General features: G+C 57.9%; 16 protein-coding genes. 6 read left to right on the forward strand and 10 right to left on the reverse strand.

Features of this window, described 5'->3' with window-relative positions:
* Positions 1 to 71 precede the first annotated feature (71 nt).
* The 4 genes from RISK_RS03275 to rph all read right to left on the reverse strand — a co-directional run bounded on the left by RISK_RS03275 (position 72) and on the right by rph (position 4,589).
* Entirely contained in the window at positions 72 to 1,637 is a 1,566-nt protein-coding gene (locus RISK_RS03275) for a serine/threonine-protein kinase (RefSeq protein WP_047812825.1), read from the reverse strand.
* Between the two features lie 20 nt (positions 1,638 to 1,657).
* Positions 1,658 to 2,578, reverse strand: coding sequence for an ATP-dependent sacrificial sulfur transferase LarE (gene larE / locus RISK_RS03280; protein ID WP_047812826.1), 921 nt, complete (start codon positions 2,576 to 2,578; stop codon positions 1,658 to 1,660).
* Positions 2,575 to 3,633: a Gfo/Idh/MocA family protein gene (locus tag RISK_RS03285; RefSeq protein WP_047812827.1), complete on the reverse strand. Its 1,059-nt coding sequence runs from the start codon at positions 3,631 to 3,633 to the stop codon at positions 2,575 to 2,577. Before RISK_RS03285 ends, larE begins: the two co-directional genes overlap by 4 nt.
* 215 nt (positions 3,634 to 3,848) lie before the next feature.
* The gene (rph, locus tag RISK_RS03290; protein ID WP_047812828.1) at positions 3,849 to 4,589 is read right to left on the reverse strand and encodes a ribonuclease PH; all 741 of its coding nucleotides are present in this window, start codon (positions 4,587 to 4,589) and stop codon (positions 3,849 to 3,851) included.
* Between the two features lie 338 nt (positions 4,590 to 4,927).
* Between rph and RISK_RS03295 the strand changes: the two genes are divergently transcribed.
* A complete protein-coding gene (locus RISK_RS03295) occupies positions 4,928 to 5,812 on the forward strand; it encodes a cysteine peptidase family C39 domain-containing protein (protein WP_047812829.1) in 885 nt (294 codons plus the stop codon).
* 174 nt (positions 5,813 to 5,986) lie between these two features.
* Here RISK_RS03295 and RISK_RS03300 read toward each other — a convergent pair whose 3' ends face one another.
* Entirely contained in the window at positions 5,987 to 6,838 is an 852-nt protein-coding gene (locus RISK_RS03300; protein ID WP_047812830.1) for a carbon-nitrogen hydrolase family protein, read from the reverse strand.
* 164 nt (positions 6,839 to 7,002) lie between these two features.
* Here RISK_RS03300 and sthA point away from each other — a divergent pair, with 164 nt between their 5' ends.
* The gene (sthA, locus tag RISK_RS03305; protein WP_047812831.1) at positions 7,003 to 8,496 is read left to right on the forward strand and encodes a Si-specific NAD(P)(+) transhydrogenase; all 1,494 of its coding nucleotides are present in this window, start codon (positions 7,003 to 7,005) and stop codon (positions 8,494 to 8,496) included.
* A 2-nt stretch (positions 8,497 to 8,498) separates the two neighbouring features.
* The gene (locus RISK_RS03310) at positions 8,499 to 8,795 is read left to right on the forward strand and encodes a DUF202 domain-containing protein (protein WP_047812832.1); all 297 of its coding nucleotides are present in this window, start codon (positions 8,499 to 8,501) and stop codon (positions 8,793 to 8,795) included.
* 53 nt (positions 8,796 to 8,848) lie between these two features.
* Here the strand turns inward: RISK_RS03310 and RISK_RS03315 are convergent, their stop codons facing one another.
* Positions 8,849 to 9,481: a zinc-ribbon domain-containing protein gene (locus tag RISK_RS03315; RefSeq protein ID WP_047812833.1), complete on the reverse strand. Its 633-nt coding sequence runs from the start codon at positions 9,479 to 9,481 to the stop codon at positions 8,849 to 8,851.
* A 170-nt stretch (positions 9,482 to 9,651) separates the two neighbouring features.
* Between RISK_RS03315 and RISK_RS03325 the strand changes: the two genes are divergently transcribed.
* From RISK_RS03325 to csrA, 3 genes are all read left to right on the forward strand, one after another.
* Positions 9,652 to 11,607 (forward strand): flagellin N-terminal helical domain-containing protein, encoded by a 1,956-nt coding sequence (locus RISK_RS03325; RefSeq protein WP_047812835.1) that lies wholly within the window; start codon positions 9,652 to 9,654, stop codon positions 11,605 to 11,607.
* 228 nt (positions 11,608 to 11,835) lie between these two features.
* Positions 11,836 to 12,300: a flagellar assembly protein FliW gene (gene fliW / locus RISK_RS03330; protein WP_047812836.1), complete on the forward strand. Its 465-nt coding sequence runs from the start codon at positions 11,836 to 11,838 to the stop codon at positions 12,298 to 12,300.
* Positions 12,301 to 13,013: 713 nt separating this feature from the next.
* Positions 13,014 to 13,238: a carbon storage regulator CsrA gene (csrA, locus tag RISK_RS03340; RefSeq protein WP_007325270.1), complete on the forward strand. Its 225-nt coding sequence runs from the start codon at positions 13,014 to 13,016 to the stop codon at positions 13,236 to 13,238.
* Between the two features lie 55 nt (positions 13,239 to 13,293).
* On the opposite strand, the gene RISK_RS03345 is transcribed toward csrA, so the two are convergent.
* The 4 genes from RISK_RS03345 to RISK_RS03360 are packed head-to-tail and all read right to left on the reverse strand — an operon-like array spanning position 13,294 to position 17,958.
* On the reverse strand, positions 13,294 to 13,800 hold the full coding sequence (locus RISK_RS03345) for a molybdenum cofactor biosynthesis protein MoaE (protein ID WP_047812838.1): 507 nt from the start codon (positions 13,798 to 13,800) through the stop codon (positions 13,294 to 13,296).
* A 3-nt stretch (positions 13,801 to 13,803) separates the two neighbouring features.
* A complete protein-coding gene (locus tag RISK_RS03350; protein ID WP_047812839.1) occupies positions 13,804 to 14,064 on the reverse strand; it encodes a MoaD/ThiS family protein in 261 nt (86 codons plus the stop codon).
* Complete coding sequence (locus RISK_RS03355) at positions 14,061 to 17,276, reverse strand: FAD-binding and (Fe-S)-binding domain-containing protein (RefSeq protein ID WP_047813014.1); 3,216 nt, start codon at positions 17,274 to 17,276, stop codon at positions 14,061 to 14,063. The genes RISK_RS03350 and RISK_RS03355 overlap by 4 nt, the downstream gene beginning before the upstream one ends.
* Positions 17,277 to 17,322: 46 nt before the next feature.
* A complete protein-coding gene (locus RISK_RS03360; RefSeq protein ID WP_047812840.1) occupies positions 17,323 to 17,958 on the reverse strand; it encodes a DUF2238 domain-containing protein in 636 nt (211 codons plus the stop codon).
* Positions 17,959 to 17,962: the final 4 nt, after the last annotated feature.

Below are 17,962 nucleotides of genomic sequence, written 5' to 3' on the forward strand. Positions count from 1 at the left end.
CTCCCACGTACAGTCCAGGCCAACGCCCAAACGGCTCACATGATGATGCCCGATCATTCCTGCCGACCTGCTTAGACAGGGCGGCGAGGGCTCGGTCCGTCGATCACGGCGGGTTCGTCGAGTCCTAATTCCAATCGCTCGGACAAAGGGACGAGTGCCCGGAAAGTTTCCAGCGCTGCGGATTGATCGTTCTTCAGTTCTTCGACCAGATTGCGAAGATTGGTTTTGGTTTGGCTGGCTTCGCGTCGCGCACCGATTTCCATTTGAATTTGATATCGCATGACCAATGCCAGGGCACGGTACAGTCGTGACGTGTTGCCCGATTGCTCGACGCTGGCAAGTGCTTCTGAAGCTTCTCGCCAACGGTTCTCATCCATCAGCAAACGGGTCAGCTGAAGCGCCGCTTTGAGATGATAGATTTCTTCTTTGGAATCGATGTCATCCTTCGGGAAGTACTCTGCCACCGCCTTCCAAGCGGGCACGCTATTGAGCGAGATCGCTTGCCAGTACTGGTCTTGGATGGTGGACGCACGGGCGACCAAGGGGGCCCCAATCGATTGAGAGACCGAGGGAGCTTTGGTGAGATTGGAGATTCCCCAGCCCGCCAGCGCGGCGAGGAGTGCCAAGCCGATCACGCCGACCCAGCGCATGAAATCGTATCGTCGGTCATCGGCAATTGCGTCGGTGACACGTTGCAACTGAATGGTGGCGGAGGTGGATCCGAGGTAGTTGACCGCTGCGGAGGAACGCCCCGATTCCAGGGTTGTGGAGGACCCGGAGCCGTTGCTCGCTGGGATCGCCTTGAGACTGGATTCTGATGGTGCCACGTTGGCCCGAATGACGTCCAACAATTCCATCGCGGAAGCAAAGCGTTCGTCGGGCGTTTTGCGAAGCAAACGCATGATCGTCGCGACCAACCACGGCGGGAGGTCGGCGGATCCACGAGTGTGATCAAGCGGTTGCGGCATCTCGTGGAGGTGCTTGACCGCGAGCGCCAGCGGTTCTTCTGCGTCAAATGGTGGTTGGCCGGCCAACAGGTGGTAAAGCGTCACGCCGAGCGAATACAGATCGCTTCTTCCGTCGACTTTGTGCCCTTGGATTTGTTCGGGGCTCATGTAGCGAGGTGTCCCGAGCGTCAATCCAGCCCGGGTCAGATCCACCGCGCTGGCATCTGTGTTGGACAGCACGCGAGCCAAACCGAAGTCCGTGACTTTGATCGCACCCTCGCCCGATCGCATGATGTTTTCGGGTTTGATATCGCGATGGGTGACTCCTGCCGAGTGAGCCACCACCAAGGCTTCTGTCACGCAGCGGAGGATCTCAATCCCTTCTTTCGCTGTGAATTGACCGGATTGTTGCAGGCACTGTTTCAGGTTGGAGCCATCGATCAATTCTTGAGCGATGAAGTGCGTGCCTTGGTGATCGCCGATCTCATAGACCTGCACAATGCTGGGGTGATTCAAACAAGCGGCGGCTTGTGCCTCGCGTTCAAAGCGTCTCAGATCTTCTTGGCTGGTTTGTGGTGTGCGACGCAGCACTTTCAAGGCCGCATCACGCCGCAATTTCAAATGTTTGGCTGCATACACATCGGCCATGCCTCCGCTGCCCAAGCGGCGCAAGACCTGGTAGTCACCCACGCGACAGCCAACTAAATCGCTCACGAACGTGCCTTTGTGCTGTTTGAGAATGACTCGTCACTCACGGTGGAGTGAGGCGAGGGGGAATCGGACTGGCGAAGAATTTGAGCAGGGGAAAGTTGCACCAATTCTGGTGTGGACAACCCACGGTTCTGGCTCCCGCTGGACAGGCCACCCAGTTCCATGGTGACATATCGAAACCCCATTGTAATGAAAGATTCAACCAGCTCGTCGGTTTGCGTCCAGAGCAGTACCTGAGGCAACTCTTGGCGGGGGACTTCAATCCGCGCCAACTCGTCAGCGTGCAATCGCACCCGACAGTCTGAAACACCGCGTTTGCGGAGCCAGGCTTCGGCGGTTTCGATGCGTTTCAATCTTTCAGGCGTGACTTCCACCTGATAGGCAATCCGGCTGGCCAGGCAAGGCGAGGCGGGGAGAGCCGCGTTTTCGAGCCCAAAATGAGCGGCCAGTTGGCGGACCGCTGCCTTGCCGAGCTTTCGATCGGCAAGCGGGGTTCGGACACGTGCCTGGGTTCCCGCGACGATCCCTGGCCGGTGGTCTCCAAGGTCATCGGCATTGGTGCCGGACACGATGGTTGCGCCGCGTTGTTCCGCAATGGGGGTCAGGAATTCATACAGGGTTTGTTTGCAATAGAAGCAACGATCCGAGTGGTTGCGTCGGTAGTCCGCGCGATCCGATTCATCGGTGGAAACAAATTGGTGCGGGATTCCAATCTGCTCCGCAATGCGGCGTGCCCAGTCGAGTTGCCACTCCGCCACGGCTGGGGATTCAGCGGTGACGGCGAGGACTTCGCAATCCGATTGATAGGCAGCCGCGGCCACGACGCTGCTGTCAACTCCGCCGGAAAATGCCACCACCAAATCGCCGATCTCGTTCAGATGCGCGACGAGTTGGTCGGCCAATCGTTGGACATCGCTCATCGACGAGGACTCGTCATTTGCATCTCGCAAATCGCCAAGGCATCGGTCGCGAGTTGCGCGTCGAGCACCGGATGCATGGGGCCGCCGGCAACCACCTGGGCAACCGCATCCATCTCACTGACGAAACCATCGATTGGATCTTGTTCACCCAGATCAGGCCGTTCCAAACGCCCGTCGTTGTGCATCACCGTCAAGGCAATCGTGTCGGTGGAATCATCGTTGTACGCTGCGAACTCGAATCGGACGGTGGCCTGTTCGAATGACACCTCGTAGCCGTGCGTGAATCCGCGGGCTGGCGAATCAATGACGCCACCGGCCAGGCTCACAACGGGGACCAATTCATCGGGACCAGCTGGTGATCCGTAGTCCAGGACGGTTTCATATCGCTTGGGAACACCTTGTTGTTTGTGGCTGACGCAGTGGGCTGCGGTGGGCATGCCAAACAACACGCGAGCCAAGTGGGCATCGTGAACTTGCAGGTCAATCAGTGGACCGCCGACACGCTCGGGATCGTAGAAGTCAGGGATCCAATCCGGCGGACTGATGGTTCGCGAGAATCGACCGGTGATGGGGCGACCAAAACGGCCGTCTGACTGAGCTTCGACCAGGAAACGATAGGCCGGCATGAATGGCAAGATGTGTGCGACCATCAGTTGGCCCGGGGCCGCTGTCTCCAGCAACGAGCGGGCGGCGTCAGCACTCAGTGCCAGCGGCTTTTCGCACAGGACCTTCTTGCCTGACGCCAGGATTTGTTGGATCGCGTCGACGTGCAAATGAGGTGGCAAGCACACATCGATCAGGTCGATGGAATCGTCCGACAACAGCCCGTCCAGGTTTTCGCTGACGTTCATCCCTGAAACATCGATTTGTTCGCCTGGGGGACCGAAGTTGCCCTGGATACCTCGCCAATCGCCGCTGCGCTTCTTGGCATCTCGGCTGGCGAAACCGACTAATTCAGCGGTTTGGCTTCGTTGGTAGGCGAGCGTGTGAATCCAGCCCATGAATCCGACGCCCAAAATGGCGGCTCGCATGGGTTTGTTAGCGTTAGAAGACATTCACTGTCCTGGCAAAAGGAAGGATGATGGCACGCGATTGGATTGCCTTCGGTTACAAGTGGATGGCGATCCTCTCGCTCGCACCGCCGGTGATCAAAGGTCACGGTGGCAGTGTTTCAAGTTGGACAAAGTTGTCGAGTTGCACAAGGCAGCCGTCGCGCTGACGGAACGACTGGAGCCCATGATGACAGAAGGCTCGTGTCCTTGCGTTGCAATCACGAGCTGCGAAGTTGAGCCGCCTGCAGTTGAGTCAAATCGGCGATGCCCATTTTGCCCAACCGCAACAGTTCGGCCAGCTGAGCGTCATCAAATGTCGCTTCTTCGCCGGTGCCCTGCAACTCAATGAAACGCCCTGACCCGGTCATGATCACATTCATGTCCACATCAGCAGCGGAGTCCAGTTTGTAATCCAGGTCCAGGACAACGTCCTCGCCGATCACACCCACGCTGATTGCCGCGACGGAATCGCGAAGGACGGCCGCAGGGTCCACGGCAGGGTCCAGTTCTGGATTGGATGCCAACTGAGACACCGCCAGCGACAACGCGATGTAACCGCCGGTGATCGACGCGGTGCGAGTGCCGCCATCGGCTTGCAAAACATCGCAGTCAACCGTGATGGATCGTTCGCCCAAAGCATGAAGATCGACGATGGCTCGCAAGCTGCGGCCGATCAGACGCTGGATTTCGGTGGTGCGGCCATCCACTTTGCCGCTGCGATCGCGACGTTTTCGCGGGCTCGTGCTACCGGGCAGCATGTTGTATTCCGCTGTGACCCACCCTTTTCCTCGGCCTTCCATCCACGGTGGAACGTTTGTTTCGACCGAAGCGGTGCACAGCACGATCGTTTTGCCGCTTTTGTAGAGGACGCTGGCGGGGTTGGATTCCAAGTAACCGCATTCGATTTCGACGGGGCGGATTTGATCATGAGGGCGTGCAAGATCGGCAGCAGAGTTCATGCGAAGGGTGACGGCGCGAGCAAACGGGTGGGGAAACGGGGAAGCCTATCGGACTTTCGATCAAAAATGGATGGGCGACTCTAAAAAGTAGCGCTGGAAAGATAACGCTGGCACACCCAATGCCTCTTCACTGCACCTGGCGGAAGACAGATCAAACAGGGGGGTTTTTAGGGAAGGGGCACGAATGCAGGCGGTGTCGATCATTCAAAACGCATTTTGAAGGGGAGAATGATGAAGATGGGGTGAAATTAGCATTTGTATTGAATGTATTTGATTGCTAACGTTAATCCTGCCGAAAGTTGGTTAAGTCCCCGTTGTCTGTTGATGGAGGTTCCTGCATGGACCTTGAATTCGCTCGCCCCGATCTCGAACTGGCCTTGGCTGTGGTCGTGGTGACGCTGCTGACCTTGGGGGCTTACCGCTTGGGATGCCGCTCTCGAACGTCCTCGGATCGCTGGGTGTTTGTGGGGCTGATCGGAATTTCGTTTCTATTTGCTTGGAGTTTCTTCGGCCGTCTGATTTGGGCCGAGGCCATCACGTCATCGGCGGCCCTGTACTGGTCCAACGTGACGCCCGTTGTGTTGGCTTTTTCGGCCGGGATGGCGGGACATGCCGTCGATTTGCGTCGTCGATTTCGGCCGGCGGTCGCGGGAATTCTGATGACTTTGGCGGTTTCCTTTGTGATTACGCCGATCGCTCGCCCGGTGCTGTTCCCGTTGGACTGGGATCAACCTCGTGAGCCGCAATGGATGGCGCAGTGGCAAGATGGGGTTTACATGCAGTCCAACTCAGCCAGCTGCGCGCCCGCCGCTGCTGTCACCTTGTTGGGCACATCGGGGATCTCGGCCAGTGAACGAGACCTCGCTTCAGCTTGTTTGAGCAGTTCGCTGGGGACCGCCCCGTTGGGGCTTTATCGAGGGTTGTCGACGGTGGCTCACGAGCACAATCTCAAGGCCAAGGTTGCATCGCGAGATCCCAGCAAGTGGCATCAGCGGGGCCAGTTGCCCAACGTGGCATTGGTTCGGTTTGGATTGAGTGGTGACGATCTGCAGGACACAGGCTTCGTCGGCAACGTCACCGTCGGGCATGTCGTGACGGTGCTGGGTCAAACCGACAGCGGACGCTGGCTGATCGGCGATCCCGCGGTGGGCAAGGTTTCTTGGAGCGATGAAGACCTTCGGAAACGATTCACTGGCGAAGCGATCTACTTGTCCCGACCGTAGCCGCGCAACTGATGAGTGGTTGGTTTCACCGGCGGTGGTTGTTTCAACAGCAAGTGCCGCGTCACAGCTTCGTCGTCTGGTTGGCCGTCTTGGCCGCTAGCCACGGTTTCATCGCAATCAGCCGGGGCGATCGCCGAATGGCCAAACTCATCACCCCTCATTCCAAGCTGTGACTCAGCACTCGTCGGGAGGCGTGACAATCGGATCTGCCAAACGCGAATACATTTCCGGACGACGATCGGCAAAGCGATCGATGACATGTTTTCCGGGCGTTCGCTCGATCCGTTTGTTGCGGGCTTGTTCCAGGTCGACATCGACAATCAGTTCGGTTTCCTCGGCGCCCTTGGCACGAGCCAATTCGACGCCATCGGGCCCACAGATGGAACTCATGCCGCAGTATTCAAATCCTCGCTCGGTTCCAATGCGGTTGGCGGCGACGAAGAACAGGTGATTTTCCATGCTGCGAGCAGGCGGAACGATCTCGGCCGTTCGAGACGCCGCCACGGGCCAGTTGGTGCCGAGTGCAATGATGTCGGCACCAGCCAGTCCCAGCGCCCGCATCGGTTCGGGAAAGGAACTGTCGTAGCAGATCCCCAGCCCCACTTTGCAACCTGATTGCGTTGTCAAGATTTGGTCGCAGGCTTGGCCACGATCAACGAACCGGTCCACCCCCAGATGCGGCAGGTGGACTTTGTTGTAGCGACCGACCAGCCCAGATCCATCGATCATCAGCGCCGAGTTGTGCAGTTCGTCGCGATCTTTCCGAAGCAACGTCCCGATTGTGATCGTTAATTGGTTGACTTGGCAGGCTTCGACAAGAGTCGTGATAGCGGCGGAGTCGATCGTGGGAGCGGCGTCGAGCGCTTCTTCACGACTTTCGTAGCCGTAACCGGTCAGCGTGCACTCGGGGAAAACCGCGAGCTGGACGCCTTGTTTGCCAAGGCGATTGATCTTTTGACAGACGTCGTCAACGTTTTGATCGACGGAAGCAAAATGGACACCGGTCTGGACGCAAGCAATCAACATCGTACAAACAAGACTTATTCGACGGGGTGACGGAATCTTTCGAGCCATGATTCGAACAGAATTCGACGGTCCGTGGTACCCAATCACGTCGAGACACGAAGCGTTCGGTGAGGCGGCCGACGCTCAATTGACTCGCAATTCATTGCATTTTCAGGGAACGAGGCATGTCATCAGCGACCGAATCCTCCTCGGCAAACGGGGCGGCGTCGCCCCCCGAAACGCCGGACGTCAATCTGCCCGCCCAAGAGACGAAGCCGGCCGCCAAGCCAGCTCGCGACAAATTTGATTTCGATTTATTCGTGATTGGTACCGGCCCGGGGGGGGAAGGTGCCGCGATGCAAGCCTCCAAGGGTGGTTTGCGGGTTGGCGTCGCCGAGCGATACCGGCAAATCGGTGGTGGCTGCACTCACTGGGGCACGATCCCCAGCAAAGCGTTGCGGTACGCCGTGACGAGTACGATGAAGTCATTGAAGAATCCCGTGATGCGCGAAATGGGATTCGCCGCCAGCCCCAGCATGGAACAACTCAATCGTGGCACTCAAGCCATCATTGGCCGGCAAGTTTCGATGCGGCAATCGTTTTACGATCGCAATGCGGTTCCGATTTATCGTGGGCAAGCACGCTTTGTCGATGAGCACACGATCACCATCGACAATGGCGAGGTGATCACTGCCGGAGCGTTTGTGATCTCGACCGGATCACGGCCTTACCGTCCCAAAGGGGTCGACTTTTCGCATCCCAGAATCTTCGACAGCGACACGATTTTGGAGATGAAGGACAAACCCGGTTCGATCACCGTTTATGGCGCTGGTGTGATCGGGACGGAATACGCCTCAATGTTTCGCAACTTGGGGATCAAGGTCAACTTGATCAACACGCGCGAAAAACTGCTCGAGTTCTTGGACGATGAGATCATTGATGCGTTGTCGTATCACTTGCGTGACCAGGGAGTGATCATTCGTCACAACGAGACGATGGAGAGCATCGAGGGGCTGGATGACGGCGTGATTTTGCGTCTCAAAAGTGGCAAGGTTCTCAAGACCGACGTATTCCTGTGGGCCAATGGTCGGCAGGGGAACACGGATGATCTGGGGTTGAACAGCCTTCCGATCGAGGCCAACAGCCGCGGCCAAATTGTGGTCGACGAGCATTTTCAAACTTGTTTGCCGCACGTCTATGCGGTGGGTGATGTGATCGGAATTCCGTCGCTTGCCAGTGCGGCTTACACGCAGGGTCGGGCTGCGGGGATGCATATGTTGGGTCGGGCTGACGGCAACCTACGGCTCAATGACATTCCCACGGGAATCTACACGAGTCCTGAAATCAGCTCGGTTGGTGCGACGGAACGTGAGTTGACCGATCAGTGTGTGCCTTATGAGGTCGGCCAGGCTCAGTTCCGTTCGCTGGCCCGTGCTCAGATCACGGGTGAAACCACCGGGATGCTGAAATTGTTGTTCCATCGGGAGACCAAAGAGATCCTGGGGGTCCATTGCTTTGGCGCCAACGCATCGGAGATCGTGCACATTGGTCAAGCGATCATGAATCAACCCGGGCGTCAGAACACGATCGATTACTTCATTGAGACCACATTCAATTACCCGACCATGGCGGAGGCCTATCGGGTCGCGGCTCTCAACGGGATCAACCGGCTTTTTTGAGCATGAGCGAATCTGAATCGGACCCCAATCCCGAACCGGTGGGCGATTCGCTCGCACGCAAACGCAATGACTTGGCGGTGATTCGCACGGATCTCGCCAATGAACGGACGTTGCTGGCTTACCTGCGAACATCGTTGATGATGGTCGGAACGGGAGGAACGCTGATCAAGTTCTTCGGCGAATCGCGAGAGTTGTTGTTCGCCGGTTATGTTGCGATCGGAATCGGTGCGGTCGTGCTGTTGGCGGGGTGCATCCGATTCCTGCAAACGATGCGGCGGGTGCGATTGGACCACCAGTGAGCCGACCCGTCTGAAACAACACCTCCGCTCGTTGCGGCGCAGCACGAGTGGGGTCAGACGCCGGCGTACAGCAATGAGTCTTCGATGACGGCTTCGAATTCCGTGTCGGTTAGCTCCAACAGGTCTTTCATTCGGCCGAGTTGTCGAACCTTGGCGTCGGAGATGTTCTTTTCTCCGGAAGAGGCGGCCAAGAACATGGCTTGAATTGCCAGCAAACGTTGTTGCATGGTCCAACGTTTGGAAACGGTCATGACGTAGTTCTGCGTTTCGATTCCCGAATGCATGGCGACGGAACACAGACGCCCTAATTCTTCTCGTTCGATTGGGTTGTTGAGGATCACGCGACTGATCCGCAGCAACGACTGTATTTCCGGCTCCGTGATCTCTTCGTCTTCGAGTGCCATCAACACGCAGGACCGGATCGCTTCATTGCGGAACTGATTCTCGCGGACCTTCTTGTGCGTGCGCTCATCGATATGCAGCACGCTCAGGTCCCAGGGCGATTTGCAGTGATCGCACTGGATGAACGGTTCGGGGGCACTGATCGGAATGGTTGGAATGAAGTACAGCGTCAAAAACGTTCGTTTGGACCGCAGTCGGTATCCCTGGATGGATTCGCAGGTGGGACAGAAGAACTCGCCCCGTTCCAGGGTCCGAGTCAGTTGCATGGTGCTGATGAAAATCATGTTCTTTCTCGCTGCGGAGTCCTGCTGGACCGTGCCTCGGCCACGCCGGAACCAATCCCCATGGGATTGATCTTCAGTCGTGAAGTCAATTGTGCCGATTACAACGATACCGAAAATGCTTGCACCGTGTTCTCGGACGGTGTTTTCGAACCATTTCGCATCGTTGAATCATGTCATTACTTCCCGTCGCAACGAACCGAACGAGCACGCCGCTGCAAAATCAGCGGTTGATGTATCAGCTCAACAGCGATCAATTGGCGATTCAGCGTCAGTATGATCAGTTGAGCACCGGGCGTCGTGTGCTGACCATCAGCGATGACCCTGCGGCGGCGGCCCGCGCGATCGGGCTGCAGCGTGAAGTTTCACGAACGGACCAGATGGTTCGGAACGCAGATGCCGCGGAGGCGTTTTACCAATCCGCCGATGTGACGTTGGACAAAGTCGATTCGGCCATCATTGAAGCACGGGGGGCCGCTGTCGAAGCCGCCCAAAGCGTGTTGTCGGATGACCAGAGGGAAGCTCTGGCAATGACGATCCGCCAACAAATGGAGTCGATCGTTAGCGCCGGCAATGGCATGTTCGCCGATCACCAACTGCTAGGCGGTGTGCTGCAGACCGATTTGGCGCTGGAACACGTCAGCGGAACGGTGCGATTCAATGGCAATCAGGCGATTGGATTGACCAAGGTGGGCGATGGGACTCAGGCCGAATTCACTGTCAGCGCTGCGACGGCGATCGGAGTGGGCGAGCCATTCATCGAGGGCGAATCGCTGGACGCGGCGCTGAATGCAGACACCCGGTTGATCGACATGAAACAAGGGGAAGGTGTCCAAGCTGGCGTCTTGACCGTTTCAGATGGCGACCATTTCGTGGAGTTGGACCTTCGACAGGCAGCGACGATTGGCGACGTGGCGGATGTCTTGCGGACCGTTGATTTGGACGGTCGATCCTTGTCTGTCACGCTGGGAGCCGATTCCATCACGGTCCAGTACGCTGACGGATTGCCTGGGACATTGGCAATCAAAGACGCGGCGGGCAGTCGTTTGGCGTCGGATCTGTTGATCTCCAATCCTGACGGATTTCGGGCTCCACCGTTGGTCGGAGATCGCCTGGCACCTCAGGTCACTTTGGCAACCTCGATTTCAGATTTGAACGACGGTGCCGGGTTGGATTTGACCGACGGGTTGGTCATTGATCGTGGCGACCAACGCTACGAAATTGATTTTTCGAATGCCGAAACCGTGGGCGACGTGATCATCGCGATCAATCGGAGCGATGCGGAAGTCAAAGCGGTTCTCAATGAAACGGCGGGCCGGATCGAATTGCATGCACTTCGGTCAGGCGTGGATTACAGCGTTGGCGAAAATGGTGGTTCTGCCGCGACCGAGCTGGGCATTCGCACCGCAGATGAGGACACGTTGGTCAGTGAATTGGCCCGAGAACGCGGCTTGAACTACAACCCCGAAGGCCCCGATTTGGTGATCACTCGCCCGGACGGTGTCGAGCTGGAATTCGAGCTCGAAGACGCCGAGACCGTGGGCGAGATCATCGATCTGATTCGGAACCATCCCGACAATCAAGACACCCAACGAGTTTTGGTGTCGCTGAACGAAGTGGGCAATGGGTTGAGGTTAACGGCGCCTCCGGGAGCCGATCCGATCCGGGTGACACAGCCTGGTTTGAGCGACGCCGGAACGTATCTGGGCTGGATTCCTGAGGACGCCTCGGAAGGCGTTGGGGAATTGGACGGAAGTGTCGCGGTGTTGAACGGCAGCGATTACCAACCGCGTGACGCCGGTGGCGCGATCGACACGCTGTTGCGTCTCGAATCCGCCATCCGCGACGGGGATATCTCCGAAATCGGCCGTTTGCAGGCTCGTTTGGACGATGACCTGGACGCCAGCACGCGGACTCGCGGGCGGGTGGGAGTGTGGCACTCTTCCTTGCAGGACTCCCGAACGGCGGTGGAGAACGAGAATGTTCTCCTGCAGTCGCAGTTGTCCGATGCCATGGACGCGGACCTGGCCTCGGTGATCAGTGAATTGCAGGCCCGGCAGGTGGCGCTGGAAGCTTCCATGCGTTTCGTCGGGCAAACCTCGGGCATCACGGTCCTGAATTACCTTTGATCCCAGCGGCTGTTGGTCCGCTGGATCATTTGTCCGCTGGATCAACAGTGCCACCGTGTCAGGGGATTCCGATTGTGATGGCTGCAGCGAATTTTCGTCCTTTTTCGATTGTTCGGTGGACTGGCGGGATTCGATGGTCGATGAGAAGTAGCGACGGAGAACCCGAAGGAACCGTTTGGGACAGGACCGGTCCCGAACACCCAAAAATTCGACGAGTGGAATCAAGTCATGCGGATCGACAGTCATCGCTTCGGCACGTTGGAACTCAACGCCGACCAGTTGTTTTTGTTCCCGCAGGGTCTGATTGGAATGGAATCGCTTCATCAGTGGGCGTTGATTCCTGACACAGACAACGCGTCGGTGGCCTGGCTGCAAAGTGCGGCCCGCGGTGACCGAGCACTAGCTGTGATCAGTCCACGAGCGTTTTTCCCAGACTATCGAGTCCACATCGGGCGGCGTGATCTGTCGAGCTTGCACCTGACGTCGGGCTCGGAAGTCTATGTGATGACCACCGTCGCCGGGCATGTTGGCAAGTTGACGACGAACCTGCGAGCACCTTTGATGCTGAACCTGGATCGTCGCTTGGGTTGCCAGGTGATCACCAACGACGATCGCCCCATGCGTCAGCCATTGCCGACCGTGGCAGCCGAATCGGCCAAGCCATTGCCCACCTCACAGGTGCGTGCCGCCTGATTCGAGGCGACGAACTCAGACCAAACAAACGGAATGGCGAGCATTGGATGACAATGCTCGCCATTTTTCGTTGGCAAGCGCCGGACGGCAGGCTTTGAGGGGCCGTTGGGAGAAGACGGCCTGGGGAGCGCATTCCGCGCCGCTTTCCTATGCCCGGCCCTCACCCTCGCGTACGCCTGAACGGCGTCGCTCGACCTAGTGTATCGCTGTTGCTCTCCCCAAACTTCGTTTCAGGAGAGGTTTTCAAATGCAGAAACCTGCACGACCTCTGCGCGGGCGGGGTTCTCAATGCGTTACTGGCACAGCACTTCAAAACTGCAAGCCCTCGGGGACCGCAGCACCGGGTGGATGGCGCCGCTCTGCAAACCGAGGAAGGTGTTTCGAGCAGCTCCTTCGCGAACCCGATCCAGTCAATCGGTGTCCGGCTTGCAGGATGGAAATTGGTGGGCGTTGCAAACGGGGTACCAAGTCGAATCGGCACGACCGGCACGTGCCGACCTTCTGACCGATGCGTGAACTATTCCATCCGGTGGGTCGATGAGTGGTGTACGCGAGGCGAAGCAACGGGTGTTGTTTCATCAGGTGAACCTCGTCCGAACATTGCGATGGAATGCAACAACTCTCGGCAATGGAATGCCGCCGTGAACACATTGAAATTCCTGACGAATTGATTCGAAAGCTCTCCCACTCCGACAACTTAAGCCGAGGACACCATGCTCGTCCTTTCCCGACACCGCGACGAAAGCATCATGATTGGTGACGATGTGGTCGTAACCATCGTTGATATCCGAGGCGACAAAGTGCGTCTTGGTATCGAAGCTCCCCAAGCGATACCGGTGCACCGCCAAGAGGTCTATGACGCGATTCAGCGAGAAAATCGCCGCGCGTCACAGACAGGTGCAGGAGCGACAAAAGACGTTCGTCCACCTCGTGACTGAACGCCGTCAGAAGTGATGTTTCGCGAAAGTGTCCGGTGGGCATTCTCGTGAAACATCAATGAGTCCTTGGATCGTCCGTCGTGGGTGACGGATGAATCCAGTGGCACTCGCCAGATTCAAAGTGTTCCTGTTTCCAAATCGGAACGTCTTGTTTCAGCCGGTCCATGATGGCGGCAACCGCATCGAGCGCAGCGACTCGGTGAGCACTGCTGCATCCCACGATCACGCTGGCTTGTCCAATCGGGACAGTCCCCAGACGATGCCAAATCACAACGCGATGCAAACCGAATTCGTGCACTGCGTTGTTCGCCAATTCATTCAATTGCTTGACTGCCATTTCACGATGGGCCGTGTACGAAAGTTCTTTCGTGATGGTCACGTGATCGCCCTTCTTCGTCTGGCGGCGAGTCACGCCATGGAACCAGAGGATCGCACCCGCGTCGGGGTGCGATAGCCAAGGTTCCTCGCAGGAAGTCGCCTGAACCATTGGTTCCAACGGTTCGTCGGTCAAGCGAATGTTGACGGCACCGAAATTCTCGTCCGTGGATGGGAGGTTCGACATCGATCAACCACCACTGACCGGCGGGATCAACGCGACCTCGGCGTCCGTTTCAATCACATGATCGGGCGAGACGTACCTTTGGTCGACGGCCAATCGAGATCGCTGGACCATCGCTGCCAATTCTGTGTGTTGTTCGGCCAGTTGCGTCATCAGTTCGTTGGCTGTGGGGCGTGGGTGCGTCTGCACCGTGACTCGGTCGGCACCACCGGCCGATTCGCTGGCACCGGCAAAGAGCAACACGTCGATGGAACAGGGGGGAGTCATGCTGGGCTGTCTTCGTTGAGGGGCGTTTTTCCACGCAGATTCAGTGCTGGCAGGCGGCCGTAGGAATGCGCCAGCAACTTCAGGGGGTGGATCGCTTCGTAGTCACCACCATGTTCCATTTGCAACTTGCATGCACTGCATTCGGTCGTCGGGGCACTGGACGTTGCTTTGCGAACGGTGGAAACCATCGGCCAACCGATTCTTAAACTGTTGCGGTAATTCTTTCGCTGCAATCCCCAAGTGCCGGCCATCCCGCTGCATCCCTTGGCGACGATGTCGACTTCCAGTTGAGGAATCAGTTGCATCAGGTTAGCCGCGGAGGTGTCACTGTGCAGAACGCGGCTGTGACAAGGTTGGTGATACAGCATCCGGTGTTGGATGGGTTCAAACTCCAGCGTCAATCGATTTTCTTGATGCAAAGACCAAAGGTAGTGGCACGCTTCGAAGCTGTGCTCGGCAACCAAGTGAGCGTCTTCGGTATCGAGCAGGTTCGGGTACTCGTGCTTCAAGCAGAGTGCGGCGGCGGGTTCGGTTGCGAGCACGGTGTAGCCTTGCCGAACCGCGTCCGCCAACAAGCGAACATTGCGTTTGGCAACTCGGCGGGCACCCTTCAGATCGCCGGCGGTGATGCGGCCCATTCCGCTGAGGCTTTGCCCCGTTGGAACATAAAACCCAATCCGATTGTGTTGCAGGATTTCCGCCAGAGCGCGACCGATCTCGGGATCGTGGTAGTTCGCGAAATGGTCGACAAAGTAAACCACTTTCAATCCGCCGGCGGGTGAGGCTCGGTGCCAACGTCGTCGCACGGCGTACCGGACGAAGGACTCACTGGCCAACAACGGAATTTCCCGAGAGGCGGACAGCCCCAGGGTTCGTTCCGCCAACCAGCGCAGAGAACGTCGCCGCAGCATCCAGTTCGAGAGCCAAGCCACGCGTGAGCCGAGCGCGGCCAGCATGTCAATTCGGCCAATCAGCCAATCCGACAAAGTCAGCCCGTTGGTTGCAACGTACTGGGCTTTGATTTCACCGACCACTTTGGGAATGTTGACCGAGGCGGGGCATTCGACTCGGCAGGAGTGGCAGTTGAAACACAGGTCGGCGACGGCTTTGGCTCGTTCCCCCGTGAGTTCCGAAACCGGCAACTGGCCACTCAAAACCCCACGCAACAGATTGGCTTTGGCCCGGGGGGACGCTTCTTCGATGGAGGTGATGCGGAACATCGGGCACTGACGTTCGTCCGAAGCGTCGGCGCGGCATCGCGCGCACCCATTGCAGGCTCGCGTGGTGGTTGTGATCGGTGCTCCGCCCGGCCAATGCTGAAGGACTTCCAGTTGCGGGGCGGGTTGATGCGGCATCAACGAAGAAACCCATTTGGCGGGCTCGGGTTCCGTCGATGACTCGTCGTCCGCGATTTCGTTTTCTTTCGCTGGCTGGTCGGGATCAACGATCTCTGCCGAAGTCGCCGACGCCTCGGTTTCGCTGGCGGGATCTTCGGATGTCATCGTGAGTGACGAGGGGATCACGCTGCGGCCCGAGGCGACAATTTCAATGGTTTGGTCGAGCGGGCGGAGGTTCTCATCCGGCTTTTGCAGCACTGCACCAAACAGCTTGCCTGGATTGAAACGGTGGTAGGGATCAAACAATCGTTTGACCTGGCCCATCGCTTGCCAGAGTTCACCAGCTTGCTTGGGCATCAAGTAAGAACGACTCAGGCCTGCGGCGTGTTCGACGCCGATCTGTCCGCCGCGGTCCCAAACGACACTGGCGATTTCTTCACTGAGTGGGCGGATTTTTCGGCGGTCTTCGTCTTTTTGCAAATCCAACATCGGTCGCACATGCAATTGACCGTGGCCCGCGTGAGCAAAGATCGTGGCGGTGGTTTGATGGCGTTTGAGAACGTTTTGCACAGCCACCACCATTTCAGGCAGTTGTTCAGGTGGTGAGTGAATGTCCTCCACAAACGGTTGCGGCATTTGTGTGCCACGAACCCGGTATTGTCGTGGAATCACTCTTCGAAACAGCATCCAGTAAAGATCGCGAATCTCATCTCGGATGGTGTCCACGGATTCGAACGCCGCGTCGTGGCCGCTGGAAATGGACTGACGCAAAATGGCGAGTCGGTCGTAGAGGTCGCCCAGCGACTCGCCTTGGATTTCGACCAACATCGCCGCTTCGGCTTCGCGAGGCACCACGTCGGTGAATCGTTTCTCGCCCTCCCGAGCAATTTGCAACAACCGTCGATCCATCACGTCGCACGCGATGGGGCCGTGTTGCAGGGCGGCAACGGCGGCCCGTGTGGCTGAGTCGAGCCGATGGAAAAAGAACAGCACCACCCCGCGATGCGCCGGGATCGCTTCGGTGCGAAGGGTGGCGTCGATCATCACGCCCAGCGTGCCTTGCGAGCCGCTGAAGAATTTTGCCAAATCGACTCGATGATTGGCGTCGTAAAGATCGTCCAGGCGATAACCACCGCTGGCGGGCGACTGGATCACATTGGAATCGAGTTGGGAGTGAAAGCGATTCCGGATCTCAACCAATCCTCGCGAAACGCGGTTCACGAACCCTGCTTCGCCAGCTTGATCCAAGAGCGAGGCGTTGAGATCTTGGGGGGGATCGAGGTTGCCATGCTCGGGCGTTGCTTCGTCATCCTCGATGGGCAATGGGTCGTGTTGCGACAGCTCAACCAGACGACCGTCCGCCGCAATCATACGGAGCGATAGCACGGTGTCCCGTGCCGAACCGCTGCGCAGGTAGTGGCTGCCTGACGCGTTGGTGGCAATCACCCCGCCCATGGTCGTGATCGAACGTGTGGCTGGATCCGGGCCAAACCAACGTCGATGCCCTTTCAGGAACCGGTTGACGCTCGCCAAGGTCGCACCGCTTTGGACGGTGACCTGCATCCCATCATCCGACGGTGAAATCCGCTTCATGTGGGCGGACATGTCCACGACGATCCCTGGTCCGACTGATTCGCCAGAAACGCCGCTGCCGCTGCCCCGTGCGTGAATGGGCAAGTCGTTTTCGCAGGCGTACTGCACCGTCGTGGAGACATCGGCGGCGGACCGGGGCCGCACCACGGCCAGCGGGCGGATTTGATAAATGCTGGCGTCCGAGGCGTACAACTGAGTCGACACGGGATCACACAGGACGTCTCCGGAAACCAATCCGCGGAGGTCATCGTGAAGTCGCTGGCTATCAATGTCTCTTTGCATTGTCCCATTACGACGCCCAGTGACCGGTTCCGTCAAGACGACCGAATCAGCCTCGTCGCAATTCAGCCCCAATCCCGTGGATTCCGACGGCCAGCAGACTGCCCATTCCCGCTAAACAGAGGTCTTTTTGAGCGTCCCAGAGATCTCCTTGTTGGCCGTTGTAGGCTTCGGCTTGAGCGGGTGAAAAGAACATGGCGATTTGCCATTCCAGCACTTCGTACGCGGCTCCCACTGCCATCACGATGCAAATTGACAGGAACCATCCCCATCGCCTGGGCAGCGGCGACGGAGAGTGAGCGGTTCCCCACATTTGCTGGAGCCAATCGAAGGCGACCGGGACGCCCAGGCACCCCGACGCAAAATGGACCAGCCGATCGTAGTGGTTGCGTTGCCAGGCAAATTGGTCCGATAGATTCCGCCCAAAAAGTGATTCGCACCAAGCGTCGTAGGGCACGTTGGAATAGGTCCAACGTGCCCCGATGATGTGCAACACGATGAACGAGATCGCGCAGGCGAAGGCGATGGATGACAGCCTCGCATTGCTGGTCGACCAAAGCAGGCCCAGCAACATGGCAACGGTCGGGATGTGTTGCAGCCATTGCTCCGCCGGAAACGGAGCTTTGTAAAGCGAAACAACCATCAGCAGGAATGTCGCCAGGATCGCGAGCTTCTGTCGATCCATCCGT

The sequence above is a fragment of the Rhodopirellula islandica genome, assembly GCF_001027925.1.
In the GTDB taxonomy this organism is placed as follows: domain Bacteria; phylum Planctomycetota; class Planctomycetia; order Pirellulales; family Pirellulaceae; genus Rhodopirellula; species Rhodopirellula islandica.